Source organism: Rhizobium sp. Root274 (assembly GCF_001429245.1).
GTDB lineage: Bacteria > Pseudomonadota > Alphaproteobacteria > Rhizobiales > Rhizobiaceae > Allorhizobium.
In genome coordinates, this window is sequence record NZ_LMJE01000008.1 from 215,699 (window position 1) to 236,975 (window position 21,277).

The following is a 21,277-nucleotide window of genomic DNA, read 5'->3' on the forward strand; positions in this document are numbered from 1 at the left end:
ACTCCGAATCTAACGTGAAGAAGTATTCCGCGTCTCAGGCGGCATCCTGTCCGTCCAGGCGGACGAAGTCGCGCGTCTGCGGGTCCATCAGCCAAAGTTCGCCATTGCTGATATCAAACCAGGCTCCGTGAATACGCAGCTTACCGCGCTCTTCCAGGATCTTTACGCATGGAAATGTGCGCAGGTTGTTGATGGAATTTCGGATCGAGATCCGCTCCAGCGCTGTTTGACGCTCGACCGTGGTCATCACGGAATTCCCCTGGATCTGCTCGGCGGCCGGCGCCACCAAGTTCATCCACTTGCCAATGAAGTCACCCGGCGACAGCGGTTCGGCGTTTGGATCCAGAGCAGCCCTTATGCCGCCGCAACGTCCATGTCCCATGACAATGATGTCCCTGACTCGCAGGGCCTGAACGGCAAACTCGAGCGCAGCGGACGTCGAGTGATATTGACCGTCCGGCTCGTAAGGCGGCACCATGTTCGCGACATTGCGCACGACAAAGAGCTCGCCCGGATCTGCATCGAAGATCATTTCGGGCGCTGCGCGAGAATCGCAACAGGCGACAACGAGCGTATGGGGCTTTTGTCCCTGCTCGGCGAGGACACGGTAACGCTCGCGCTGGTCGACATAGCGGCCACTCATGAAGTTGCGATAACCGCTGAGGAGGGTAGACGGAAAGCTGCTCATGGCTTTTCGCTTACAGGGCATGGGGCGCCAAGGCAACAGTGTGCCGTTGCGAAGGGGATTCGAAGACGATCTCAGCCCGGCTTGCGCGGACGTTGGGCCGGGTGCATCAGGCGACGCATGTGCACCATCGCCATCGGGGTGGACAGGCTGGCGGAATCGCTTTCGAGCGTCAGTTCATCGCCACCGCGCTTGGTGGTTCTCGCCAGAACCTCGAAGACGCTCGCGGTTGCGAGTTGAAGCGCTCTTTCTTCATCGAGACCTTCCAGGATGCGCGCCAGGAAGACTGCAGCCAGCAAGTCGCCCAGCCCATTGGGCGGGTTATCGATCAGGCGATGTTCGGCGAGGATGGCGTTACGGCCCGACAGGAGAAGATTGCCCGTACCCCCCGTCATCATCGGCACGGCCGAGGTCACGAGCATGCGTGGCGGTCCAAGCGAAAGTGCGGCCTTCATGATCGCCTGATTGCTGTCCAGGCTGCTGCCGACCATCCATTGGAGTTCGTACCGATTGGGAGTGGCGATGTCGGCAAGAGGAATCAGCTGATCGCGAATGGCCGCTGCCGTCTCTTCGGGTATGTACAATCCGGCAAGGTCACCCATAACCGGATCGCAGACATAAATGAGCTGCGGATTGGCGGCCTTGGCCGCCTGAACCAGCTTGGCGACAGCAGCCGGCTGGGCGGGACCGCCGAAATAGCCCGTGAGTATCGCCGAGACCTCGCCTAGCCAGGGCGCTCTCACCAGATCATCGATCGCGCTCTCAAACTCGGAGTCGGCAAAGCGTAGCCGCGTCGATGGCCCCTTTCCGGGGTGCCATGGCATCACGATCGTGGGCATGGCCCAGACTGGGTGTCCCAAAGTCTCCAATGCGAAAACGGCGGCACGGTTGCCTACCGAACCCCGCACGACATGGCTGGAAATCACGATGACGGCGTTCTGCGATTGCTCATGCATTTTGGGCACTTTCGGATTGAAAATCGGTAGTTTGGTTCGATTTGCGTCTACTTTTCACGAGAAAATCCGATTTTTCTCGCCTTTCGGAGCGATTTTCGCCGAATTTGCCCTCATTTTCGATTCATACATACTTTCGCAAAACATTTGCAGAATCATGACGGCCAACAGCCGCTGCCGAAGGAGAGGCACATGACCAGGACGGGCAACCCCAAGCGAGATCACCTGTTGCGATCCGCTGATGAAACCGCCGGCAAACTGGGAGTGGCATTTATTGCTCCTTCCATGATCTTCGGTCGCGCCAGCAACGACGACCTCGACCGTTACCCTGCCAAAATGCTCGCTCACTCCTCGGCACGCGCCGCAGAGGACCTTGCGGCTTGGGACAGGCATAAACCCCATATCCGTATCGAAACTCTGGCCGCCGTGCGACCGAACGGCATTCCGGTCAGCGTGCTCTCGATCGTCGACCACAACAAGTCGTTTCTCTATGACTCTTTGATGGGCGAGGTGACCAGCGCTTACCGCGACATCTACATGGCCATTCACCCCATTCTTGCGGTCACGCCGGGTGGCGACGTCTCCCTGTCCAATCCGGACCAGGATCCAGAGGGGGCGATCAAGGTCTCCTATATTCAGTTGCATCTTGCACCTGTGACCGAGGAACAGGCCGCGGAGCTCATTCGCCGCATCGACCACGTGCTGGCGCAAGTCAAAATGGCTGCTTCCGACTGGAAGCCGATGCTTGGGCTCCTCGAAGAAGCCCTTTCGGAACTCCGGGCTCTATCGGCCGGTCGCAGCGAGGCGGAGCGCGAGGAGGCTGTCGCCTTCCTTGAGTGGTTGCGCAATAACAATTTTACGTTCCTCGGCATGCGCGAATACACCTATTCCGGTGAAGGCGAGAAAGCGACCGTGGAGCGGGATCGTGGCAGCGGTCTCGGCATCCTGTCGGATCCCGATGTGCTGGTTCTGCGTCAGGGTCAGAATCAGGTGACGACGACGCCGGAAATCCTGGCCTTCCTGCAGGGCCCCGATTTCCTGATCGTGACCAAGGCCAATGTGAAATCCGTGGTCCATCGGCGGGCCTATATGGACTATGTCGGGGTGAAGCGTTTCGGTTCCAATGGCAAGGTCGTCGGGGAGCTGCGCATCGTCGGTCTGTTCACTGCAACAGCCTATACCCGCTCCGTCAATCAGATTCCTCTGCTCCGGGCCAAGGTCGAAAAGGTCGTTTCGCATTTCGACTTTGACCCCCGCAGCCATTCCGGCCGGATGCTGCAGAACACGCTGGAAAGCTATCCCCGCGACGACCTTTTCCAGATCACACCGGAATTGCTGGCGAAGTTCTGCGAACAGATCAATGACCTCTCCGAGCGCCCACGTGTGCGCGTTCTGCCACGGATCGACCACTTCGATCGCTTCGTTTCGCTGATCGTTTATGTGCCCCGCGAGGATTACAATTCGCTGGTTCGTGAGAAGATCGGTGACTACTTCCGCTCGGTCTACAAGGGACATGTGTCGGCCTATTATCCGGCCTTCCCGGAAGGCGGCGTCGCGCGTGTGCATATTATCATCGGCCGGCGTGAAGGCGCGACACCCCATATCGAGCAGTCGACGCTGGAGGAGGCCGTCCGGCGCATCACCGCGCGCTGGAGCGACCGGTTCCTGTCGCTTGCCGGGACCGGTGCTCCCAACCTGGACGTCTCCGAAGCGTTTCAGGAAGCTTTCACCCCGGAGCAGGCGGTAAACGATCTGCGTCACATCAAGGCCTGCCTGTCTGGCGCCCCGCTGTCGCTGGAATTCCACCAGGTCGACGCCGAGCACGGACCGCTCCTCTATCTGAAGATCTTCCACGCCGGCGATCACTTGCCACTGTCGCGGCGTGTTCCCCTCCTCGAAAACCTCGGCTTCGGCGTCATCAGCGAGCGCACCTTCGACATCTGCATCGTAGCCCCTGGTGGCGAGCGGCAATCTGTGGTCCTGCACGACATGGAACTGGCTGCACCCGTGTCGGCCCATTTTGACATCCGACAGCATGGCAAGCTACTCGAAGACACTTTTCTCTCCGCGTTCACCGGCATGGTCGACAATGACGGTTTTAACCGTCTGGTGCTCGCAGCCGGCCTCGATGCACGGGAAGCATCGGTGCTGCGGGCCTATGCAGCCTATCTGCGCCAGGCCGGTGCCGTCTATCCGCTGAACTACATCGCCGAGACCTTGGTCAAGCATCCGGCGATCGCAACGGATCTGGTCGCTCTTTTTCGCAACCGCCTGGATCCGGCTCAGTCAGAGACGATGCGGGGCACTCGGGACGAGGAACTTTTGTCTTCCCTGGAAACGGGCCTCGGTGCCGTTCGCAGTCTGGATGAAGACCGCATCCTGCGGCGTTACATCAATGCCATCGAAGCGACGCTCAGGACGAACTTCTTCCAGAAGGGGTATCAGCAGAGCGATCGACCGATGCTCGCCTTCAAGTTCGACCCGCACAAGCTGGACGGCCTGCCGGAGCCTCGCCCCTTCCGCGAGATCTTCGTCTATGGCGTCGAAGTCGAGGGAGTGCATCTGCGCTTCGGGAAGGTCGCCCGTGGCGGCTTGCGTTGGTCGGACCGCGCACAGGATTACCGCACGGAAGTCCTGGGCCTCGTGAAGGCGCAGCAGGTCAAGAACGCCGTCATCGTTCCTGTCGGGGCCAAAGGCGGCTTCTTCCCAAAATTGTTGCCGCCGCCGAGTGATCGTGAAGCCTGGCTCGCGGCTGGCACCGAGGCCTACAAGACCTATATCCGAACACTCTTGTCGATCACCGACAATATCGTCTCTGGCGAGATCGTGCCGCCGGTGGATACGCTTCGGCTGGACGGCGACGATCCGTACTTCGTTGTGGCGGCCGATAAGGGCACTGCGACCTTCTCCGATACCGCCAATGGTCTTGCACAGGCAGCAGGCTTCTGGCTGGACGACGCATTCGCCTCCGGTGGGTCTGCGGGCTATGACCACAAGAAAATGGGCATCACCGCGCGGGGCGCGTGGGAAACTGTCAAGAGACACTTCCGCGAGATCGACGTCGATATCCAGACGACACCGTTTACCGTTGCAGGCGTCGGCGATATGTCGGGCGATGTCTTCGGTAATGGCATGCTGCTGTCCGAGCAGATCAAGCTGATTGCCGCCTTCGATCATCGCGACATCATCATTGATCCAAAGCCCGACCCGGCGATCTCGTTTACCGAACGTCGCCGCATGTTCGCCCTCCCGCGGTCCAGCTGGCAGGATTATGATAGGGCAGCGCTCTCGACGGGCGCCATGATCATCTCGCGTTCGGAGAAGTCGGTGACCTTGACGCCCGAGGCAGCCGAAGCCATCGGCCTGACCACGCTGACCGTAACCCCCTTCGACATCATGACGGCAATCCTGCAGGCTCCTGTCGACCTGCTGTGGTTCGGCGGGATCGGGACCTACATCAAAGGGCCGACAGAAACCGACGCAGACGTTGGCGATCGTGCCAATGACGCAATCCGCGTCAACGCCGGCGAAGTGCGCGCCAAGGTTATTGGCGAAGGGGCCAATCTTGGGGTCACCCAGAAGGGCCGCATTGCCTATGCGCTGAATGGTGGACGCTGCAATTCCGACGCCATCGACAATTCGGCGGGGGTCAATTCGTCTGACGTCGAGGTCAATATCAAGATCGCGCTCAGCCCTGCGATGCATGATGGCCGCTTGCCGCGCGAGAAGCGCAATGTTCTGCTGGCGGCTATGACGGACGAGGTCGGCCACCTCGTCTTGCGCAACAACTATTTGCAGTCCTTGGCCATCTCGCTGACGGAGGCGAAGGAGGCCGGCAACCGCGAGGAACTTAGCCGGCTTATGGATTACCTGGAGGGTCAGGGGCGCCTGAACCGAAAGGTCGAGACGCTGCCGGACAACGCGGCGGTTGCGGAACGCTACGTATCGGGCAAGGCGTTGACCCGTCCCGAAATCGGCGTGCTGCTGTCCTATGCCAAGATCGCGCTCTTCGATCAGTTGATCGAGTCCGACCTGCCGGATGATCCCTATTGCGAAGCGACCTTGTTCAACTATTTCCCGGCCGAGATGCGGGAGCGGTTTGCGGGGGATATCGCTGGTCATCGTCTGCGCCGTGAAATCATCGCGACTGCGCTTGCCAATCACGCCATCAACCGCGGCGGGCCGGCCTTCATCGTCTCCGTCGGCGATGCCACAGGGGGCGCGCCCGACGATGTAGTGAAGGCGGCGCTGGTCACGCGCGATGCTCTGGGGATGAGTGCTCTCTGGGAAAGGCTTGATGCACTGGATGCCCAGATGCCGGGCCAGACACAGAACAGACTCTATGCCATCGTCTCCGAAGTCTATGTGGCGATGACACGCCTGCTGATCGACACCGGCCTTTCGAAGGGAACGGTCGGAGAGGCTGTTGCCCAGCTATCCGCTGCCGTGCAGACCGCGACGCCTGTCTTCGCCGCAGCGCTGCCGGCGGTTCTTCGGCAGCATTTCAACGAGCAGATTGCCGAACTCGTTGAAGCCGGGGCGCCGGAGGCCATTGCGACCGAGGTCGTCAATCTACAGACCCTCCAGCTTCTGCCGGAGGTTCTGCAGATCGCAGAGCGGACGGATGCGGATTTTGCGGCAGCCATGCAGGGCTTCTTTGCTGTTTCCGAAGCGTTCAGGATCGGTCGCATCATCGAGAATGCGCGCCGGCTGCAGCCTTCGGATCACTACGACAGCCTCGCCGTGACACGCAGCCTTGATCGTATCGGTCAGGCACGGCGCCTTATCGTCTGCAAGGCCCTTACCGACCATGCAGAGGAAGCCCATCCCGTTGAGGCCTGGCTTGCTGCCGACAAGTCTCACGTGGAGCGGATCGGCAAGGAAATATCGGCGATCGTCGACAGCGGCGAACCCAGCATCTCCAAGCTCGCGGTCGCGGCCGGCCTGCTTGGCGATCTTGCGCAGGATCACGCGAGGTGACACTGTCCGGAGCAGAATAAGCTCCGGGGGTCATCGTGACGATGAGTGAACATGCAAACTCCGGCCCGGCCACCATCGACAAGGGTGTGGCGGGCTGGATGTTTTTCGACTGGGCCGCACAACCCTTCTTCACCGTCATCACGACCTTCATTTTCGGCCCCTATTTCGTCTCGCGCATGACCGCCGATCCGGTGAGCGCGCAGACGGCCTGGAGCAATGCGGCCACGATCTCCGGCATCGCAATTGCGGTTCTTGCGCCCGTGTTGGGCTCGATTGCGGATCAGTCCGGCGCACGCAAACCCTGGATCGGCTTCTTCGCGGTGATCAAGATCGCCTGCCTCATGCTTCTGTGGACGGCAGCCCCGGGATCATCGGTTGCTCCGGTGATGCTCCTGATGATCCTTGCCAGTGTGGCAGCGGAATTCTCGATCGTCTTCAACGATTCGATGATGCCGCGGCTAGTCAGCCAGCAGGATGTCGGGCGGATCTCCAACATCGCCTGGGGTCTCGGCTATCTCGGCGGCATGATCGTGCTGATCTTCGTGGTTCTGTTCCTGGCCGCCAATCCATCGACCGGTCTGACATTGCTGGGTGCCCAGCCGCTGTTCGGGCTCGATCCGGCTCTTGGCGAGGATGCGCGGATCACCGGACCCATTTCTGCGATATGGTACTTCATCTTCATCCTGCCGATGTTCCTGTTCACCCCCGATGCCGCCAAGGGCAAGGCGCTCGGTGCGGCCGTTCGCTCCGGTTTCACGGAGATTGGGCACACTCTGTCGGAGCTTCGGCATCGGACGCCGGTTCTGCGATTTCTGGTCGGGCGCATGATCTATCAGGATGGCGTCAACGGACTGCTCATCCTAGGCGGCGTCTTCGCCGCTGCCATGTTTGGCTGGTCGACGATGGAAGTCGGCATCTACGGCATCATTCTGAACGTCATTGCGATCTTCGGCTGCATGCTTGCCGGGCGGATCGATCGTCTGTTCGGTTCGAAGGTGGTCGTGGTCAGCAGCCTCAGCCTGCTCATCCTCGCGACGTTAGGTATCATCTCGACCGGCGTCGACTTCACGTTGTTCGGCTTGGTTAGCCTGCCGGTCGGCACGACCGAGGGTCTCTTCGCCACGCCAGCAGAAAAGGCCTATATTCTCTACGGCTTGTTGATCGGTGTCTCGTTCGGACCAGTTCAAGCCTCCTCGCGGTCATATCTGGCGCGCAGTGTCGAATTGCATGAAGCCGGCCGCTATTTTGGCATTTATGCTCTTTCGGGCAGAGCCACCAGCTTCATGGCGACCTTGTCCTTCTCGCTGCTGACGGCATGGTCCGGATCAGCGCGGGTGGGCATGGCCAGCATGCTGATATTCCTGACCGTTGGTCTCGCCTTCCTGTGGAAGACACCTTATCCGGCGGCGAACGCCGCCAAAGGTTGAAGGGAATGCAGGCAAAGACAAAAGGGGCCGGAAGAATGATCTTCCGGCCCCTTTGCATACGTGGACGCTAGCGCAGACTGGCTCAGTGACGGAAATGGCGAACGCCGGTGAAGACCATGGCGACGCCATGTTCGTCGGCCGCCGCAATGACTTCCTCGTCGCGCATTGAGCCGCCGGGCTGGATGACTGCGGTGGCGCCTGCTGCGATTGCTGCGAGCAGGCCATCGGCGAAGGGATAGAAGGCTTCAGACGCGACGGCAGAGCCCTTGGTCAAGGGTGCGGCCAATCCCAACGCCTTGGCGGCATCTTCGGCTTTCAGAGCCGCGATCCGGGCAGAATCTACCCGGCTCATCTGGCCGGCGCCAATGCCGGCCGTCTGTCCGTCCTTCGCATAGATGACCGCGTTGGACTTTACATGCTTGGCGATCTTGAAGGCGAACTTCATATCTTCGAGTTCGACGGTTGTTGGCGCGCGCTTCGTCACAACCTTCAGATCGAGGTCTTCGACCATGACGTTGTCACGGGTCTGGACCAGCAGACCACCGGAAACGGTCTTGGCCATCAGGCCACGGGCACGCGGATCCGGCAATGCACCGGTGGTCAGCAGGCGCAGATTGGGCTTGGCGGCGATAATTGCCTTGGCCTCGTCGGTCACGTCGGGTGCAATGATGACTTCGGTGAACAGCTTGACGATCTCGGTGGCCGTGGCTGCGTCCAGAACCTGGTTCAGAGCGATGATGCCGCCGAAGGCCGAGACGGAATCACAGGCAAGTGCCCGTTTGTAAGCCTCGACAAGGCTCGAACCCGTCGCGACGCCGCAGGGGTTCGCATGCTTGATGATGGCGCAGGCCGGGCCGTTTTCTGCTGGGAATTCGGCAACGAGTTCAAAGGCGGCGTCGGTGTCGTTGATGTTGTTGTAGGAGAGCTGCTTGCCCTGCAACAGGGTAGCGGTCGCCACGCCCGGCCGGTTGTCGCCGGACACATAAAAGCCAGCGGCCTGATGCGGGTTTTCGCCGTAGCGCATGGCCTCCTTAAGCGCGCCACCGACTACGCGGTAAGCCGGCATCTCGATCTCAAGGGCGTCGGCGAACCAGTTGGAGATCGCGGCATCATAGGCTGCCGTGCGGGCATAGGCCTTGGCTGCGAGCTTCTGGCGCAGCGCATAAGTGGTCTGGCCGTCATTGTCAGAGAGAGCAGCGATCACTGCGGCGTAGTCGGCGGCGTCAGTCACGACCGTGACATAGGCGTGGTTTTTGGCCGAGGCGCGGATCATCGCGGGGCCACCGATGTCGATGTTTTCCACCGTTGTGGGATAGTCGCCGCCGGCCCTGCGAACCTGCTCAAAGGGATAGAGGTTGATCACGGCGAGATCGATCGCCTCGATGCCGTGCGCTTTCATGGCGTCAACATGCTCGGCGTCATCGCGGATCGACAGCAGGCCGCCATGGACCTTCGGGTGCAGTGTCTTGACGCGGCCGTCCATGATCTCGGGGAAGCCGGTGATCTCGGAGACGTCGATCACCGGGAGACCTTCGGCAGCGAGTGCCTTGTGGGTTCCGCCGGTCGACAGAAGGCGCACGCCGCGCTCATGCAGACCGCGTGCGAATTCGACGATGCCAGTCTTGTCGGAGACGGAGAGCAGGGCCGTGCGGACACGCACGAGGTCTGGTGCAGGGATCTTCTTTGAAACGACGGCCATGGTGTATCTCCGAGCTTGCGGGGCGCCCGGAAGGTGACGTGGGCGCGATGCGGGCGCCCTAGCACAGCTTGCTGCGAGAGGAAACCTTCACCAGCCCTCTGTCAGGCGTGATGAGCGAGAAACCAACGGATCTCGGGGCCTGCAAAGCGGATTTCAATCTGGCGAGACGGCCGGATGCCGGAGACGTCGGCAAAGAACACGTCTTCCTCCAGCGTCAGCTCGCCCAGCGGAATAGAGAAGTTCCAACTCTCGCCGTCGGGTGCCGAAAGCCGCACTTTCTTGGAATCCAGTTGTTCGAGCGTGATCGAGGGATGAATGTGGAAGCGTGCTATCGCTTCGGCAGAGGGAAGGTCGACGACAGGCTGGCCGTCAGGCTGCAACAGCCGATCCCTGCCTGCAATCTTGTTTCCTGCCTGGTTCATCCGAATTTCCCGCTCGTGCAGAATCCCGAAGCGCTTCAGGTAGCCGTCATGGCGCGCCGAAAGCCGGTCGCTTCCGTCGGGCCCCGACTGGCGGTCCACGTCAACGGTCGAGGGGCCGACGGTAAAGACCGGGCCGAGATAATCCGACTGCATGACACGCGCCGAGGACACGTCGCCCACCGAGACGGTGCTATGGGCGGCGGTGGTCCGGGCCAACTGCCGCAGTTTCTCACCTGCAAAGCGCGGCAGTCCACTGTTGATGATGAAGCGGTTGCGGCCCGAAGAGAGTTCGAAAGACAGGCAGCCGGCATGCGCGCTGGCGGACAGGCGCATCGACTTCGGTTTGCCCGCATCGACCAGAAGCACTGTGTCTCCGCCCGAAAGTCGGTGGTACCCCCCGTGCGGAAGTGCCTTGAAAGGCTGACCCGCCGTTTCGTCATAGCGCAGGACGCTCATAAGATCGGTTGCAAGCGTCGAACTTGCTCCGTTGAACAGCGCCAGATCTCCACCGGAATGGCGGAAGAAGCGGACGGCAGGATAGATCCGATCGACGACGGAAATCAGCCTCTGCGGCAGATCGTGGCCGAGATTGATATAGGTCTGGCGGAGCGGCAGCAGGTCGAAAAGAAGATCGACGCAGGCCTGGGGGTTTCGAGATATATGGGTGCCGTCCGGCAGGATCTGGCGCTCCAGTTCCCGGTCGAGTTGGCGGCCGGTACGGCGAACGATCGACGGCTTCGCTTCAGTCGAAATCGAAGCCATGGCAAGGGCAATCCGCGCCTTCAGGCGCGGCAAACCCTCGGGCAGGTGGTCGACTCGGCGCTGCAGGTAACGAAGCTGGCTGTTCAGCGAGCCGATAAAGCGGCGGTAGAAGCCGACTTCTGCTTCCTGCAACACGACGGGGGAGTGGGAGAGCCAGCTGATGATGCGGCGGGAGAGGACCTCGGGATCCCAGGCGACGCCCGTCGCGCGAACGCCATGGAGGCCAATCCATTGGTCGACAATCCACCGGGCATTGTCGCAAGCCTCGGGTGTCTTGTCTGCCCTGATGTGACGGAGCCAGCCGAACCCATGTAGCCGCAGCGCGAACTGGTGGGTTGGAAGCTCGAGAGAAAAGGGCGAGTCCCCACCGGCATCCAGCACCCGGCCGGCCAGTGGGTAACGACCCTGCAGGATTTCCTCCGCGACAAAGGGGTCAACTGCGCGCAGGTCAGTCGGGGCGACGACCACCCGGGCGATCTTGAAGCTTCCGATCCCCAGGAGTGGTGGAACGGTAAGGGCGACTGCCTGCCGCGTCCGACGCCATGTCTCGTCGAGATACAGGCCAATCAATTTCCGACGGTCGCTTATCCGCATTCCTGTTCCTGTTACCGCAATCTTCCTGATCGGGCTCTCCGCAGACCAGACCGGTCCGGACGCCAGGACTGATGAAGGCGCCGCGGCGCCTCGGGCGCCATTGATGTCATCTCGACGACAAAGTCATAAAGCACGAGCCGGGCGCTCTCGGAACGCCCGGATGTATATTCCGCAAAGTTTATTCAGAGATTCGTTAAGTTTTAGCAATCACGCAGGCGTAGAAGCCGTCAAGTCCGCCCTCGCGTGCCAACATGGCCGGGGTCGTCCGGAATTCGCCTCGTGATGTGATCGCCTCTTCGAGCCCGCGCCAGTTGGCGGGATCTACTGGCACAATCTGCAGTTCGGGATGGTCTGCCATCACCTTGTCGACCAAAATCTCACCCTCGATCGGGTCGATCGAGCAGTTCGAAAAGACGATCCGGCCGCCAGACTTCAGCAATGTGATGGCATGGCGCAGAAGCCGTTCCTGCAGCGCCGCGAGCTTGGCAATATCCGCGCTGTCCTTTGTCCAGAGGACGTCGGGGTGGCGACGTGTGGTTCCGGTGGAGGAGCAGGGCGCGTCCAGGAGGATCGCATCGAAGCCCTGCTCGTCTTCGAGCTCAAGCAAGTTGACGCAACGGGTTTCAGCCTTGAACTGCAAGCGATCGAGATTGGCAGAAAGACGGCGAAGTCTCGATTGCGATTGCTCGATCGCCGTCACATCGGCGCCAGCAAGCACGAGCTGGGCTGTCTTGCCGCCCGGTGCTGCACAGAGATCGGCCACCCGTTTGCCATCCAGCTCACCAAAGAGTTGCGCCGGTATCGACGCGGCAGCGTCCTGCACCCACCATTCGCCCGTTTCGAAACCTTCCAGGGCGGTGATCGTGCCCTTGAAAGGATCCAATCTGACGGTTCCGGTCGGCAAAACCCGTCCACTGAGCTTCTGCGCCCACTGTTCAGGGTCCGCCTTGACCGTCAGATCGATCGTCACAGGCTCAAGCTGGGCAGCCGCGATCGCCAGCGCATGGTCTTCGCCATAGATCTCGGTCAGGCGGTCGAGGAACCAGTCGGGTATGCAGGGTACGTCGGACACATATTCGAGAAGCTCCTGCTTCTCGCGACCAATGCGACGAAGGATTGCGTTGACAAGCTTGGCGAAGCGACGGCTTCTCGGGTCCCGGTTGGCCTGCTCCACGGCAAGATCGACTGCCGAGTGATCGGGAATATCGAGATAGATCATCTGGGTCGCGGCGACGATCAACAGATGATGCAGGGCCCGCGCACCTTCCGGGAGCGGGCTGTCGAGAAGTGCCTTGAGGATCAGTTCCAACCGCGGCAGGTGACGAAGGGCCGTCTGCAAGATTGCGCGCACGAGTGCCCGGTCGGCATCGTTGAGGGCGGTGAAGGCCGGGTTTCCATGCTCGGCATCGAGCATTCCGTCCAAAGACGTCTTGCGGTCAATTACAGCGCCCAGGATTCGGCTTGCAGCCATACGTGCGTCGAGGCCCGGCTTTGCCTCCAGTTCGGGACGCTGGCGTTCGCCGCCGTTTCGCGGTCCGTTGCGCTTCGGATTCGGCTTGCCTGCGTTTTTGTCGTTCAAGACCACGGTCCTCTGGATGAATCACTCGGTCCGCGACCCCATCCGGTGGTGGGAACGGAACGCGCCTTGCGCGTTGCCTTAACAGCGGGCTCGGGGGGCGTCGATCCCCCCGGGCTGATATCCGTCATCGCGAGCAAAGCTTCGATGCGGTTGCGGGTGTCCGGATGAGTGGAGAAGAGGTTGTCCATCCGCTGGCCGTTCAATGGGTTGATGATGAACATGTGCGCTGTCGCCGGATTGCGTTCGGCCTCGACGTTTTCGATATGGGACGCGTCGCCGGCGATCTTCTGCAGCGCCGAGGCGAGCCAGCGGGGTTGGCCGCAAATTTCGGCGCCCCGCCGATCTGCAGCATATTCGCGTGTCCGGCTGATCGCCATCTGAACCACCATGGCTGCAAGCGGCGCGACGATCATGGCGAGGATGACGCCGATAAAGCCGAGCGGATTGCGGTTGTCCCGGCCGCCGGAAAACAGAAATGCGAAGTTGGACAACATGGAGATCGAACCGGCGAGGGTTGCCGTAATGGTCATGGTCAGGGTGTCGCGGTTCTCGATATGGGCCAACTCATGGGCCATGACGCCTGCGACTTCCTCGGGTGTCAGGCGCTGCAGGAGGCCGGTAGACGCAGCGACAGCGGCATTTTCAGGATTGCGGCCGGTGGCGAAGGCGTTGGGCTGAGGGCTGTCAAAGACATAGACCTTCGGCATGGGCAGTCCCGCCTTAGCCACAAGGTCACGGACCAGAAGACAGAACTCCGGTGCGGAGCGTTCATCGACTTCCTTGGCCCGATAGGCGCGCAGGACCATGCTGTCGGAATTCCAATAGGAAAAGAAATTCATCGCGGCTGCGACGACGAAGGCGATCATCATGCCGCCTCGACCGCCGATCAGAAAACCGACGCCCATAAAGAGCGCTGTCATGAAAGCGAGCAGCATAGCGGTGCGCATGGTGTTCATGTCGGGGTCCTCCAGCGTGATGCGGCAACGCGAAACGTTGCTGTTTTCGTCTGTTGATTTAAAAAGCGGATGCCCCAATTTCAATGCAGGGGCGGCAATTGCGCATCCGAGGTGGCTTACCATGCAAGACGAGCAAGACAGAACACCGGTTGAGGAAAGGGCGCGCGAACTGAGCCCGGCCGCGCAGCGGGCCCTCGCCGAAGCGGAAGAGCGCCGCAAGAAGGAAGCCCCCTTACAGCCCGCTCCGGAGGTCGGCGGACGTGGCGGTGCGGATCCGGCACGGTTTGGCGACTGGGAAATCAAAGGTCGGGCGATCGACTTCTGATAAGAAAAAATACCTATTGCGATCGACGCAGTTCGGGAATATGTTCCTTTTAATGGGTAAAATCTCAAACATTGCGATTTATTTCCTGATACTCGGTCCGGCAACGGCATCCGAGGCCGCTTCGCGCTTTGTAGACGGACCCGTTCAGGCGGAAGTCGTGCGTGTCATCGACGGAGATACGGTTCTCGTCGAAGCGATGCCCTGGCCGGATCACAGCATCAGCACCTATGTGCGTCTGCGCGGTATTGATGCGCCGGAGCTGAAGTCCAAATGCGCAGCATTCAGAGACGCCGCCCGGCAGGCTCAGGAGCAGTTGAGGGCGATGATGGCAGGCCAGCGTCGGGTCAGCCTGACGGATATCTCGGGGGATAAGTATTTCGGCCGGGTGGTGGCCGATCTCAGTCTCGAAGACGGACGGCGACCGGCTGTCCTGCTCCTAGAAGAAGGGCTGGTGGAGCCATATCAGGGCAAGACCAAGCCAAAGCGCCCCTGTCCTAGTTGATCGACAGCGCGAAGCGCTTGTCTTGGCGTCGACTCTTTTTCGGCCTTAAGCCTTCAATGGCACCCCGCCTTCGCTCAGGAAGTGGCGCCCGAGGTGGCCGATCCCATCCTGGATGTCGGCGATGATGGCGGTCTTCAAACCGATGGCATCGCCGGATCGGATCGCGCCCATGGCTTCGGCGTGGCGGTCGATCCTATAACTTTCCTCCAGATTGGCCGTCGCCAAGCGCATGAAAGGACCAAGGCGCAGCCAGACGGATTCCATCAGGTCCAGCAGGACCGTGGCGGCCTTTGGCTCGTACATCGTGCGGTGAAAGGCGAAATTGAGCTCGGTGGAACGCAAGAGGTCGTCGGCCGCATAGGCTTCACCGATATCGGCGTCGATCTTCTGGAGGCGATCAAGGCGTTCTTCGTCGATGTGTGGCAAGGCGCGCTCGGCAGCCAGAGGCTCAAGTGCCAGACGTGCGGCAATGATCTCTTCAAATTTGGCCGGCGTCATGCGCGGTACCCGTACGCGCCGATTGTCCAGATGCTCAAGAGCGCCCTCGGCTACCAGCCGATGTAGGGCTTCGCGCACCGGCATGGTGCTCACGCCAAGGTCGGCCGCTACGCCCTGAATGGTGATCGCGAGGCCTGGTGCGACGGCGCCGCACATGACCCGTGCGCGCAAGGTCCGATAGACCCTTTGCTTGACTGATTCCTCCGTCTTGCGTTCGCCCACTGCCATTCTTTGACCAAACCACTGTCCGATTGAGATCCCTATAAAGGGCTGGCCAAGCGGTGATACAAGCATATTTTACCTTGCTATCATTGCTTCCCTTGAAATTTGATCAAAGTGGCATTTGGTATAGTCATTGCCGTTGATTTGCGCGGCGCGAAGGATGTGCCTTGAGCGGCTCCAGGGACTGAACATGACAAAGAAGACGATCGGCATTCTCGTTACCGGCCATTCCCCGGCTGAACTTGAGGAGACCTACGGCAATTATGCCGACATGTTCACGCGCCTGCTCGGCGGATTCGACTTCCAGTTCAAACGCTACTTTGTCGTCGACGGGGAATTTCCTTCCTCCCCAGAGGATGCCGACGGATGGTTGCTGACGGGTTCGAAGTTCGGCGTCTACGAAGAGCATGACTGGATCCGCCGGCTCGAACAGTTCATTCGCGATGTGCATGCCGCGAAGGTGCCGATGGTCGGGATTTGTTTTGGACACCAGGTGATGGCCAAGGCTCTCGGTGGCCATGTCGAGAAATTCAAGGGTGGGTGGTCTGCGGGGCCCGTCACCTATAGACGGTCAGACACCGGTGAAGAGCAGGTTCTGCTTGCCTGGCATCAGGATCAGGTCCTGACGGTGCCTGATGGCGCCGAGGTTGTCGGCAAGACCGAGGCCTGCGAGAATGCCGTGATCCGCTACGGCGATTGGGGTCTCTCCTATCAGCCGCATCCGGAATTCACGCCACGCTTTTTTGAAGGGCTGGCAGAGGCGCGCAAGGCTGCTATTCCTGAGAGCCTGTTCGAGCGTGTGAAAAAGGTCGACGCACCCATCGCAACGGACCGTATCGCGCGTGAGATCGGCGAGTTTTTCGAGCGCCCGCGCTGAGCTAGCCGTCTACTCGTTCTCCCCATCGTTCCTTCACATAGGCTTCGAAGAAATCTGAAAAGGTGGCGACCCTGAGCGGAAGGTGCTCATAGGGCGGGTAATACAGTGTCAGCCAGATCTCCGGTGTGCTCCAGCCCGGAAGAACCTCGACCAGCCGGCCTGACCTCAAATGGTCTTCGACGATGAAGCGAGGCAGAAGCGCGACGCCTTCCCCGGCAAGGGCGAGCTCGCCAAGGAAGTCACCATTGTTGATTGAAAACCGACCACGAGCTTCAATGCTGCGGGTATGGCCGTTGCGCGTGAGTTCCCATATTTCCGTCTTTGAATGGTCGTGGTAGCTCAGGCACTCCAGGTTCACCAGGTCTTCGGGTTGTTGCGGAGCGCCATGCTGGCTGAGAAAGCCGGGGGAGGCGACGAGCAGGCGGGGCACGGGCCTGATCTTGCGCCAGATCGTCGATTTGTCGGTGGGCGGACCGGAGATGCGGATCGCCAGATCGTAATCCTCCTGCACGATATCAACGAAGCGGTCGGATAGATCGATCGCGACGCTTGTCTTCGGATGGATGAGTGAAAACTGGCTGAGCACACTCGGCAGGACCTTCATGCCAAGCGACATGGGTGCCGATACTCGCAGCGATCCAGCCGTGACTTTCTGCAAGTCCCTCGTCTCTTCGGTGGCCCGGGCCAGTCCCTCGACAAGCGGGGCAACGCGGGCTGCATAGGCGGCACCGGCAGAGGTCAGCGACACCTTTCGGGTGGTTCGTAGCAGGAGTTGCACACCAAGCCTCTCTTCGAGTGCAGAAACCGTGCGTGTGACAGACGCCGGCGTGCTGGCAAGCAGACGAGCGGCCCCAATGAAGCTGCTCTGGTTGGCGACGGCGAGGAAGGTACGGATCGATTCCAGTTCGCCCATAATTATTGCTCCAGGTGGAATAATATCTGCGATATTATCGCTATTCTAAACCAATAATCCAGAACGCATATTGGCTCCATCAACATTGCCGGCAGTCGTGCCGGGAAAGGATCAGAGCCATGCTTACCCAGATCAAAGGCCTGCACCACGTCACCTCGATGGCTGCCGATGCGCAGGAGAACAATCACTTCTTCACCAAGACGCTCGGCTTGCGCCGGGTGAAGAAGACAGTCAATTTCGACGCGCCTGACGTCTATCATCTCTATTACGGTGACGAAGTCGGCAATGCCGGTTCGGTCATGACCTATTTCCCCTTCCAGAACATGGGCAAGGGCGCCCGTGGTGCCGGCGAGGTCGCGGATACAGTCTTCTCTGTGCCAAAGGGTACCCTTGGCTTCTGGCAGGAACGGCTTGCTCAGGAAGGGGTCAAGGAACTTGCTCCCTATTCGCTGTTCGGCGAAAGCCGGCTTCGCTTCGCCGGCCCGGATGGGGATGGTTTCTCGCTGGCTGAAGTCGATGGCGACAATCGCGTGCCGTTCGCCGATGGACCTGTCGGTGTTTCGGAAGGCATTCACGGGTTTCGTGGCGTGACCATGCGTCTGCGGGATGAAGGCGCCACTGGCGAACTTCTGAAGTTCATGGGCTATCAGGCCGTGGAGAAGCAGGATGAATTCGTCCGCTACGCCGTGCCGGGCGGCAATGGTGCCGACTATATCGATCTCGAAGTGCTGCCGGGTGCCAGCCGTGCCGCGCAAGGGGCCGGGTCTGTGCACCACGTCGCCTTTGCCGTGGAAGATCGGGCTGCGCAATTGGAAGTGCGCAAGGCGCTTCTTGACACCGGTTACCAGGTGACCCCGGTCATCGACCGCGATTACTTCTGGGCGATCTATTTCCGCACGCCCGGTGGTGTGCTGTTCGAAATCGCCACGAACGAGCCCGGTTTCAATCGCGACGAGGACACCGCGCATCTCGGTGAGGCACTGAAACTGCCGACCCGCTACCAGCAGTATCGCTCGCAGATCGAGGCCCACCTGCCCCCGATCCAGGATTGAACCGAGAGACCAAGCGCGAGGCGGGCGCCGGCATAGCGCTGGCGTTGCCCTTGCGACGGAGGATATCATGACGACTGCAAGCTACGTCCATCACTACGAGGCCCCGAAAGGTTCGGCCCCGCTGGTTTTCACCTTCCATGGAACCGGTGGTGACGAACATCAGTTTCCGGGCTTCATCCAGCGCATCCTGCCGGATGCTGGCATCGTTTCACCCCGCGGTGACGTCTCCGAATACGGGGCCAACCGCTTCTTCCGCCGGACCGGCGAGGGCGTCTACGACATGGCCGATCTTGCGCTTCGGACCGCGCAAATGGCCGCCTTCATTCGGGCGCACAAGGCGCAGCATCCCGATCGGCCGGTTTATGGGCTTGGCTATTCCAATGGCGCCAATATTCTCGCATCGGTGCTGTTCGAAGCGCCTGATCTCTTCGACCGTGTCGCGCTCATGCATCCGCTGATCCCATTCCAGCCCGCGCCGCAGCCGGACTTGAAAGGCGCAAACGTGCTGATCACGGCGGGCCAACGAGACCAAATCTGCCCGTTGCCGCTCACAGAGGCGCTGGTTGGCTATTTCAACGGGCAGGGAGCGGCGGTTGAGACCTTCCTGCATGCCGGTGGACACGAAATCTCGCAGGGCGAGATCGACGCGATCACCCGTTTCCTGCAGGCCTGACGTTTAAAGATCGGCGGACGGGACCGGCAGTTTGCCGATCACCCGCCGATTTTGATGACGGCTTTGATCAGGCCGGTCTTTTCGCTTGCCCAACGCGGCAAGTCCCTGGACACGTCATCCAGCGTGGTTCGGTGCGTGATCAGCTGCTCCACCGGCACGGACCCATTGGCGATCGAGTGCCGGACATGGTCGAAATCGACCCGCGTCGCATTGCGACTGCCGATCAGCATCATTTCGCGCTTGTGGAATTCCGGATCGGAGAAGGTGATCTCTTCCTTGACAACGCTCACCAGCACCAGGCTTCCACCATGGGCAACGAAATGGAAGGCCTTTTCCATGGAGGCGCGGTAACCCGTTGCGTCGAAGACGGTGTCGAAACTTTCGCCACCGGTCAGTTCCGCAACTTTTGCGTCAACGCCGTCGCCAGCGACGATGCCTGAAGAGAAGCCCAGCCGTTCGGAGGCCATGGCGAGGCGCTCCGAGCTGGTGTCCAGCAAGGTCACTTCATGGCCTGCTATACGGGCGAAGATCGCGGTGCCGAGACCGATTGGCCCTGCACCAATGACGAGGGAACGTGAGCCCGCCGGTGTCATCGACCGGCGCACGGCATGGGCGCCGATGGCGAGAAATTCGACGGTTGCGGCTGCTTCCAGAGACAGGTCGCCCGCGGGATAGAGGTTTGTGGCCGGGACGAGGATCTCCTCGCACATGGCGCCATCGGTATGGACACCGAGAACGCGGATTGCCGTGCAGCAGTTCGGCTTGTCCTTGCGGCAGGCGATGCAGGTTCCGCAGGCGATGTAGGGGTTGACGATGACAGGCGTGCCGGGCGCGAGGTCGACCCCCTCGCCGGCTTCGGCGACAACGGCCGAGATCTCGTGGCCCATGACACGCGGATATTCGAGGAAGGGGTGCTTGCCCTCGAAGATGTGGTAGTCGGTGCCACAGATGCCGACATGGCTGACCTTTAGTCGCGCCTCACCCGGCCCCGGCTTTGCGGGCTTGACGCGCTCCACGATTTCAAGCTGACCGGGTTGAACGCAGAGCGCGGCTTTCATCACATAGTCCTTTCGGAAAACAGGCACTGTTCTGGCATGGAAAGAGGGAGGGGTTTTTTTGCCCCTCCCGCCTTAAGATCATCGGCTACCGCGACGGCGGAGCTGGTCGAAATAGACGATCAGGATGATCAGCGCGCCGGTGATGATGCGCTGCCAGAAAGAGTTGACGTTCAAGAGGTTCGCGCCGTTGTTGATGGTGGCGAGAATGAAGGCGCCGAGCAGCGGTCCCTGGACGGAGCCGACCGCGCCGAACAGGCTGGTGCCGCCGATAACCGAGGAGGCGATTGCCTGTAGTTCCCAGCCTTCAGCCTGGGTGGCGTTGCCGATGCCGATGCGCGAGGCAAGCAGGATGCCGACAAAGGCTGCACAGGTCGAAGACAGGATATAGGCCATGTAGATGGTGCGGTTGACGTTGACGCCGGACAGGCGCGCGGCTTCGCTATTGGAGCCGACGGCGAAGAGATACCGGCCCCAGCGGCTCAAGTGCAGGAAGACATAGGCCGGGATCGCCACCACGATGACCATCCAGAAGAGGCTGGGAATCCCGAGGAAGTCCGCACGGGCGAAATTGGTGAAAGCCTCGTCGGTGATGGAGATGGTCGAGCCATTGGTGATAAGCAGGCCTATGCCGCGCAACGACGTCAGCGTGGCCAGCGTGATGATGAAGGGTGGCAGGCCCATCCGAACAATGCCGAAGGCGTGGAACATGCCGATCGCGACGCCCATCAGAAGGGTCAGGATGATCGCCAGCCAAACGGGAAGGCCCGCCGCCAGGAACCAGGCGACAATGACACTGGCGAATCCGACAACGGCGCCGACGGAGAGGTCGATACCGGAGGTGATGATGACAAAGGTCTGGCCGACGGCGAGAATTGCCGTCATCGCGCCCTGACGCAGCAGGTTGCTGATGTTGTTGGGCGTCCAGAAGCTGTTGGTGGCAAAGCCGAGGATGAGCCAGAGGAAGAGCAGAAGGCCGAGAAGCGTCAGGCTGAACAGGATGCTCATACCTCGCTTCGGCGCAACTTTCGTCTCGGTGGTGTCCACGCTCATGGTCGTTCTCCCTGTCGTCTTTTTTCGTATGGTCCGTGTGTCGATGCGGG

Annotated in this window: 17 protein-coding genes; 7 read left to right on the forward strand and 10 right to left on the reverse strand. The window is 60.7% G+C overall.

The window, feature by feature from the left end:
- Positions 1-34: 34 nt before the first annotated feature.
- Positions 35-688 carry a carbonic anhydrase gene (locus ASE36_RS16265; protein WP_062282023.1) on the reverse strand — a complete coding sequence of 218 codons (654 nt, stop codon included), beginning with the start codon at positions 686-688 and terminating at the stop codon, positions 35-37.
- A 71-nt stretch (positions 689-759) separates the two neighbouring features.
- Positions 760-1,641, reverse strand: a complete 882-nt coding sequence (gene pdxY / locus ASE36_RS16270) for a pyridoxal kinase PdxY (protein ID WP_062282026.1) — start codon at positions 1,639-1,641, stop codon at positions 760-762.
- A gap of 189 nt (positions 1,642-1,830) precedes the next feature.
- Between pdxY and ASE36_RS16275 the strand changes: the two genes are divergently transcribed.
- The gene (locus tag ASE36_RS16275; RefSeq protein WP_062282028.1) at positions 1,831-6,618 is read left to right on the forward strand and encodes an NAD-glutamate dehydrogenase; all 4,788 of its coding nucleotides are present in this window, start codon (positions 1,831-1,833) and stop codon (positions 6,616-6,618) included.
- Positions 6,619-6,659: 41 nt separating this feature from the next.
- Positions 6,660-8,045 (forward strand): MFS transporter, encoded by a 1,386-nt coding sequence (locus tag ASE36_RS16280; protein WP_062282030.1) that lies wholly within the window; start codon positions 6,660-6,662, stop codon positions 8,043-8,045.
- Positions 8,046-8,127: 82 nt separating this feature from the next.
- Here the strand turns inward: ASE36_RS16280 and purH are convergent, their stop codons facing one another.
- The 4 genes from purH to htpX form a co-directional block, all read right to left on the reverse strand.
- Positions 8,128-9,744, reverse strand: coding sequence for a bifunctional phosphoribosylaminoimidazolecarboxamide formyltransferase/IMP cyclohydrolase (gene purH, locus ASE36_RS16285; RefSeq protein WP_062282031.1), 1,617 nt, complete (start codon positions 9,742-9,744; stop codon positions 8,128-8,130).
- 101 nt (positions 9,745-9,845) lie between these two features.
- The gene (locus ASE36_RS16290) at positions 9,846-11,522 is read right to left on the reverse strand and encodes a heparinase II/III family protein (RefSeq protein ID WP_062282032.1); all 1,677 of its coding nucleotides are present in this window, start codon (positions 11,520-11,522) and stop codon (positions 9,846-9,848) included.
- A gap of 193 nt (positions 11,523-11,715) precedes the next feature.
- Positions 11,716-13,107, reverse strand: coding sequence for an RsmB/NOP family class I SAM-dependent RNA methyltransferase (locus tag ASE36_RS16295; RefSeq protein WP_413813666.1), 1,392 nt, complete (start codon positions 13,105-13,107; stop codon positions 11,716-11,718).
- Positions 13,098-14,057: a zinc metalloprotease HtpX gene (gene htpX / locus ASE36_RS16300; protein ID WP_062282033.1), complete on the reverse strand. Its 960-nt coding sequence runs from the start codon at positions 14,055-14,057 to the stop codon at positions 13,098-13,100. The genes ASE36_RS16295 and htpX overlap by 10 nt, the downstream gene beginning before the upstream one ends.
- A 121-nt stretch (positions 14,058-14,178) precedes the next feature.
- On the opposite strand from htpX, the gene ASE36_RS16305 reads away from it, so the two are divergent.
- Positions 14,179-14,382: a DUF1674 domain-containing protein gene (locus ASE36_RS16305; protein ID WP_062282762.1), complete on the forward strand. Its 204-nt coding sequence runs from the start codon at positions 14,179-14,181 to the stop codon at positions 14,380-14,382.
- Entirely contained in the window at positions 14,318-14,884 is a 567-nt protein-coding gene (locus ASE36_RS16310) for a thermonuclease family protein (RefSeq protein WP_244474777.1), read from the forward strand. The genes ASE36_RS16305 and ASE36_RS16310 overlap by 65 nt, the downstream gene beginning before the upstream one ends.
- A 45-nt stretch (positions 14,885-14,929) precedes the next feature.
- Here the strand turns inward: ASE36_RS16310 and ASE36_RS16315 are convergent, their stop codons facing one another.
- A complete protein-coding gene (locus ASE36_RS16315) occupies positions 14,930-15,610 on the reverse strand; it encodes a GntR family transcriptional regulator (RefSeq protein WP_062282034.1) in 681 nt (226 codons plus the stop codon).
- 184 nt (positions 15,611-15,794) lie between these two features.
- Between ASE36_RS16315 and ASE36_RS16320 the strand changes: the two genes are divergently transcribed.
- Positions 15,795-16,481: a type 1 glutamine amidotransferase gene (locus tag ASE36_RS16320; RefSeq protein WP_062282035.1), complete on the forward strand. Its 687-nt coding sequence runs from the start codon at positions 15,795-15,797 to the stop codon at positions 16,479-16,481.
- Position 16,482: 1 nt separating this feature from the next.
- Here ASE36_RS16320 and ASE36_RS16325 read toward each other — a convergent pair whose 3' ends face one another.
- On the reverse strand, positions 16,483-17,394 hold the full coding sequence (locus ASE36_RS16325) for a LysR family transcriptional regulator (RefSeq protein ID WP_062282036.1): 912 nt from the start codon (positions 17,392-17,394) through the stop codon (positions 16,483-16,485).
- A 119-nt stretch (positions 17,395-17,513) separates the two neighbouring features.
- Here ASE36_RS16325 and ASE36_RS16330 point away from each other — a divergent pair, with 119 nt between their 5' ends.
- Positions 17,514-18,446, forward strand: coding sequence for a VOC family protein (locus tag ASE36_RS16330; RefSeq protein ID WP_062282040.1), 933 nt, complete (start codon positions 17,514-17,516; stop codon positions 18,444-18,446).
- A 67-nt stretch (positions 18,447-18,513) separates the two neighbouring features.
- Entirely contained in the window at positions 18,514-19,119 is a 606-nt protein-coding gene (locus ASE36_RS16335; RefSeq protein WP_062282042.1) for an alpha/beta hydrolase, read from the forward strand.
- A gap of 38 nt (positions 19,120-19,157) precedes the next feature.
- Here the strand turns inward: ASE36_RS16335 and ASE36_RS16340 are convergent, their stop codons facing one another.
- Together ASE36_RS16340 and ASE36_RS16345 are read right to left on the reverse strand one after the other, a co-directional pair.
- Positions 19,158-20,177: a zinc-binding alcohol dehydrogenase family protein gene (locus ASE36_RS16340; protein ID WP_062282045.1), complete on the reverse strand. Its 1,020-nt coding sequence runs from the start codon at positions 20,175-20,177 to the stop codon at positions 19,158-19,160.
- Positions 20,178-20,255: 78 nt separating this feature from the next.
- Positions 20,256-21,227 carry an ABC transporter permease gene (locus ASE36_RS16345; protein ID WP_062282048.1) on the reverse strand — a complete coding sequence of 324 codons (972 nt, stop codon included), beginning with the start codon at positions 21,225-21,227 and terminating at the stop codon, positions 20,256-20,258.
- Between the last annotated feature and the right edge of the window lie 50 nt (positions 21,228-21,277).

What these genes read in the sequence shown, in the direction of transcription:
- ASE36_RS16320 (WP_062282035.1), top strand. Translation starts at nt 15,795, where the DNA reads ATGACAAAGAAGACGATCGGCATTCTCGTTACCGGCCATTCCCCGGCT.
- purH (WP_062282031.1), bottom strand. Translation starts at nt 9,744, where the DNA reads ATGGCCGTCGTTTCAAAGAAGATCCCTGCACCAGACCTCGTGCGTGTC.
- ASE36_RS16340 (WP_062282045.1), bottom strand. Translation starts at nt 20,177, where the DNA reads ATGAAAGCCGCGCTCTGCGTTCAACCCGGTCAGCTTGAAATCGTGGAG.
- ASE36_RS16280 (WP_062282030.1), top strand. Translation starts at nt 6,660, where the DNA reads ATGAGTGAACATGCAAACTCCGGCCCGGCCACCATCGACAAGGGTGTG.
- ASE36_RS16345 (WP_062282048.1), bottom strand. Translation starts at nt 21,227, where the DNA reads ATGAGCGTGGACACCACCGAGACGAAAGTTGCGCCGAAGCGAGGTATG.
- ASE36_RS16290 (WP_062282032.1), bottom strand. Translation starts at nt 11,522, where the DNA reads ATGCGGATAAGCGACCGTCGGAAATTGATTGGCCTGTATCTCGACGAG.
- ASE36_RS16315 (WP_062282034.1), bottom strand. Translation starts at nt 15,610, where the DNA reads ATGGCAGTGGGCGAACGCAAGACGGAGGAATCAGTCAAGCAAAGGGTC.
- ASE36_RS16335 (WP_062282042.1), top strand. Translation starts at nt 18,514, where the DNA reads ATGACGACTGCAAGCTACGTCCATCACTACGAGGCCCCGAAAGGTTCG.
- htpX (WP_062282033.1), bottom strand. Translation starts at nt 14,057, where the DNA reads ATGAACACCATGCGCACCGCTATGCTGCTCGCTTTCATGACAGCGCTC.
- ASE36_RS16305 (WP_062282762.1), top strand. Translation starts at nt 14,179, where the DNA reads ATGCAAGACGAGCAAGACAGAACACCGGTTGAGGAAAGGGCGCGCGAA.
- ASE36_RS16325 (WP_062282036.1), bottom strand. Translation starts at nt 17,394, where the DNA reads ATGGGCGAACTGGAATCGATCCGTACCTTCCTCGCCGTCGCCAACCAG.
- pdxY (WP_062282026.1), bottom strand. Translation starts at nt 1,641, where the DNA reads ATGCATGAGCAATCGCAGAACGCCGTCATCGTGATTTCCAGCCATGTC.
- ASE36_RS16265 (WP_062282023.1), bottom strand. Translation starts at nt 688, where the DNA reads ATGAGCAGCTTTCCGTCTACCCTCCTCAGCGGTTATCGCAACTTCATG.
- ASE36_RS16275 (WP_062282028.1), top strand. Translation starts at nt 1,831, where the DNA reads ATGACCAGGACGGGCAACCCCAAGCGAGATCACCTGTTGCGATCCGCT.
- ASE36_RS16330 (WP_062282040.1), top strand. Translation starts at nt 17,514, where the DNA reads ATGCTTACCCAGATCAAAGGCCTGCACCACGTCACCTCGATGGCTGCC.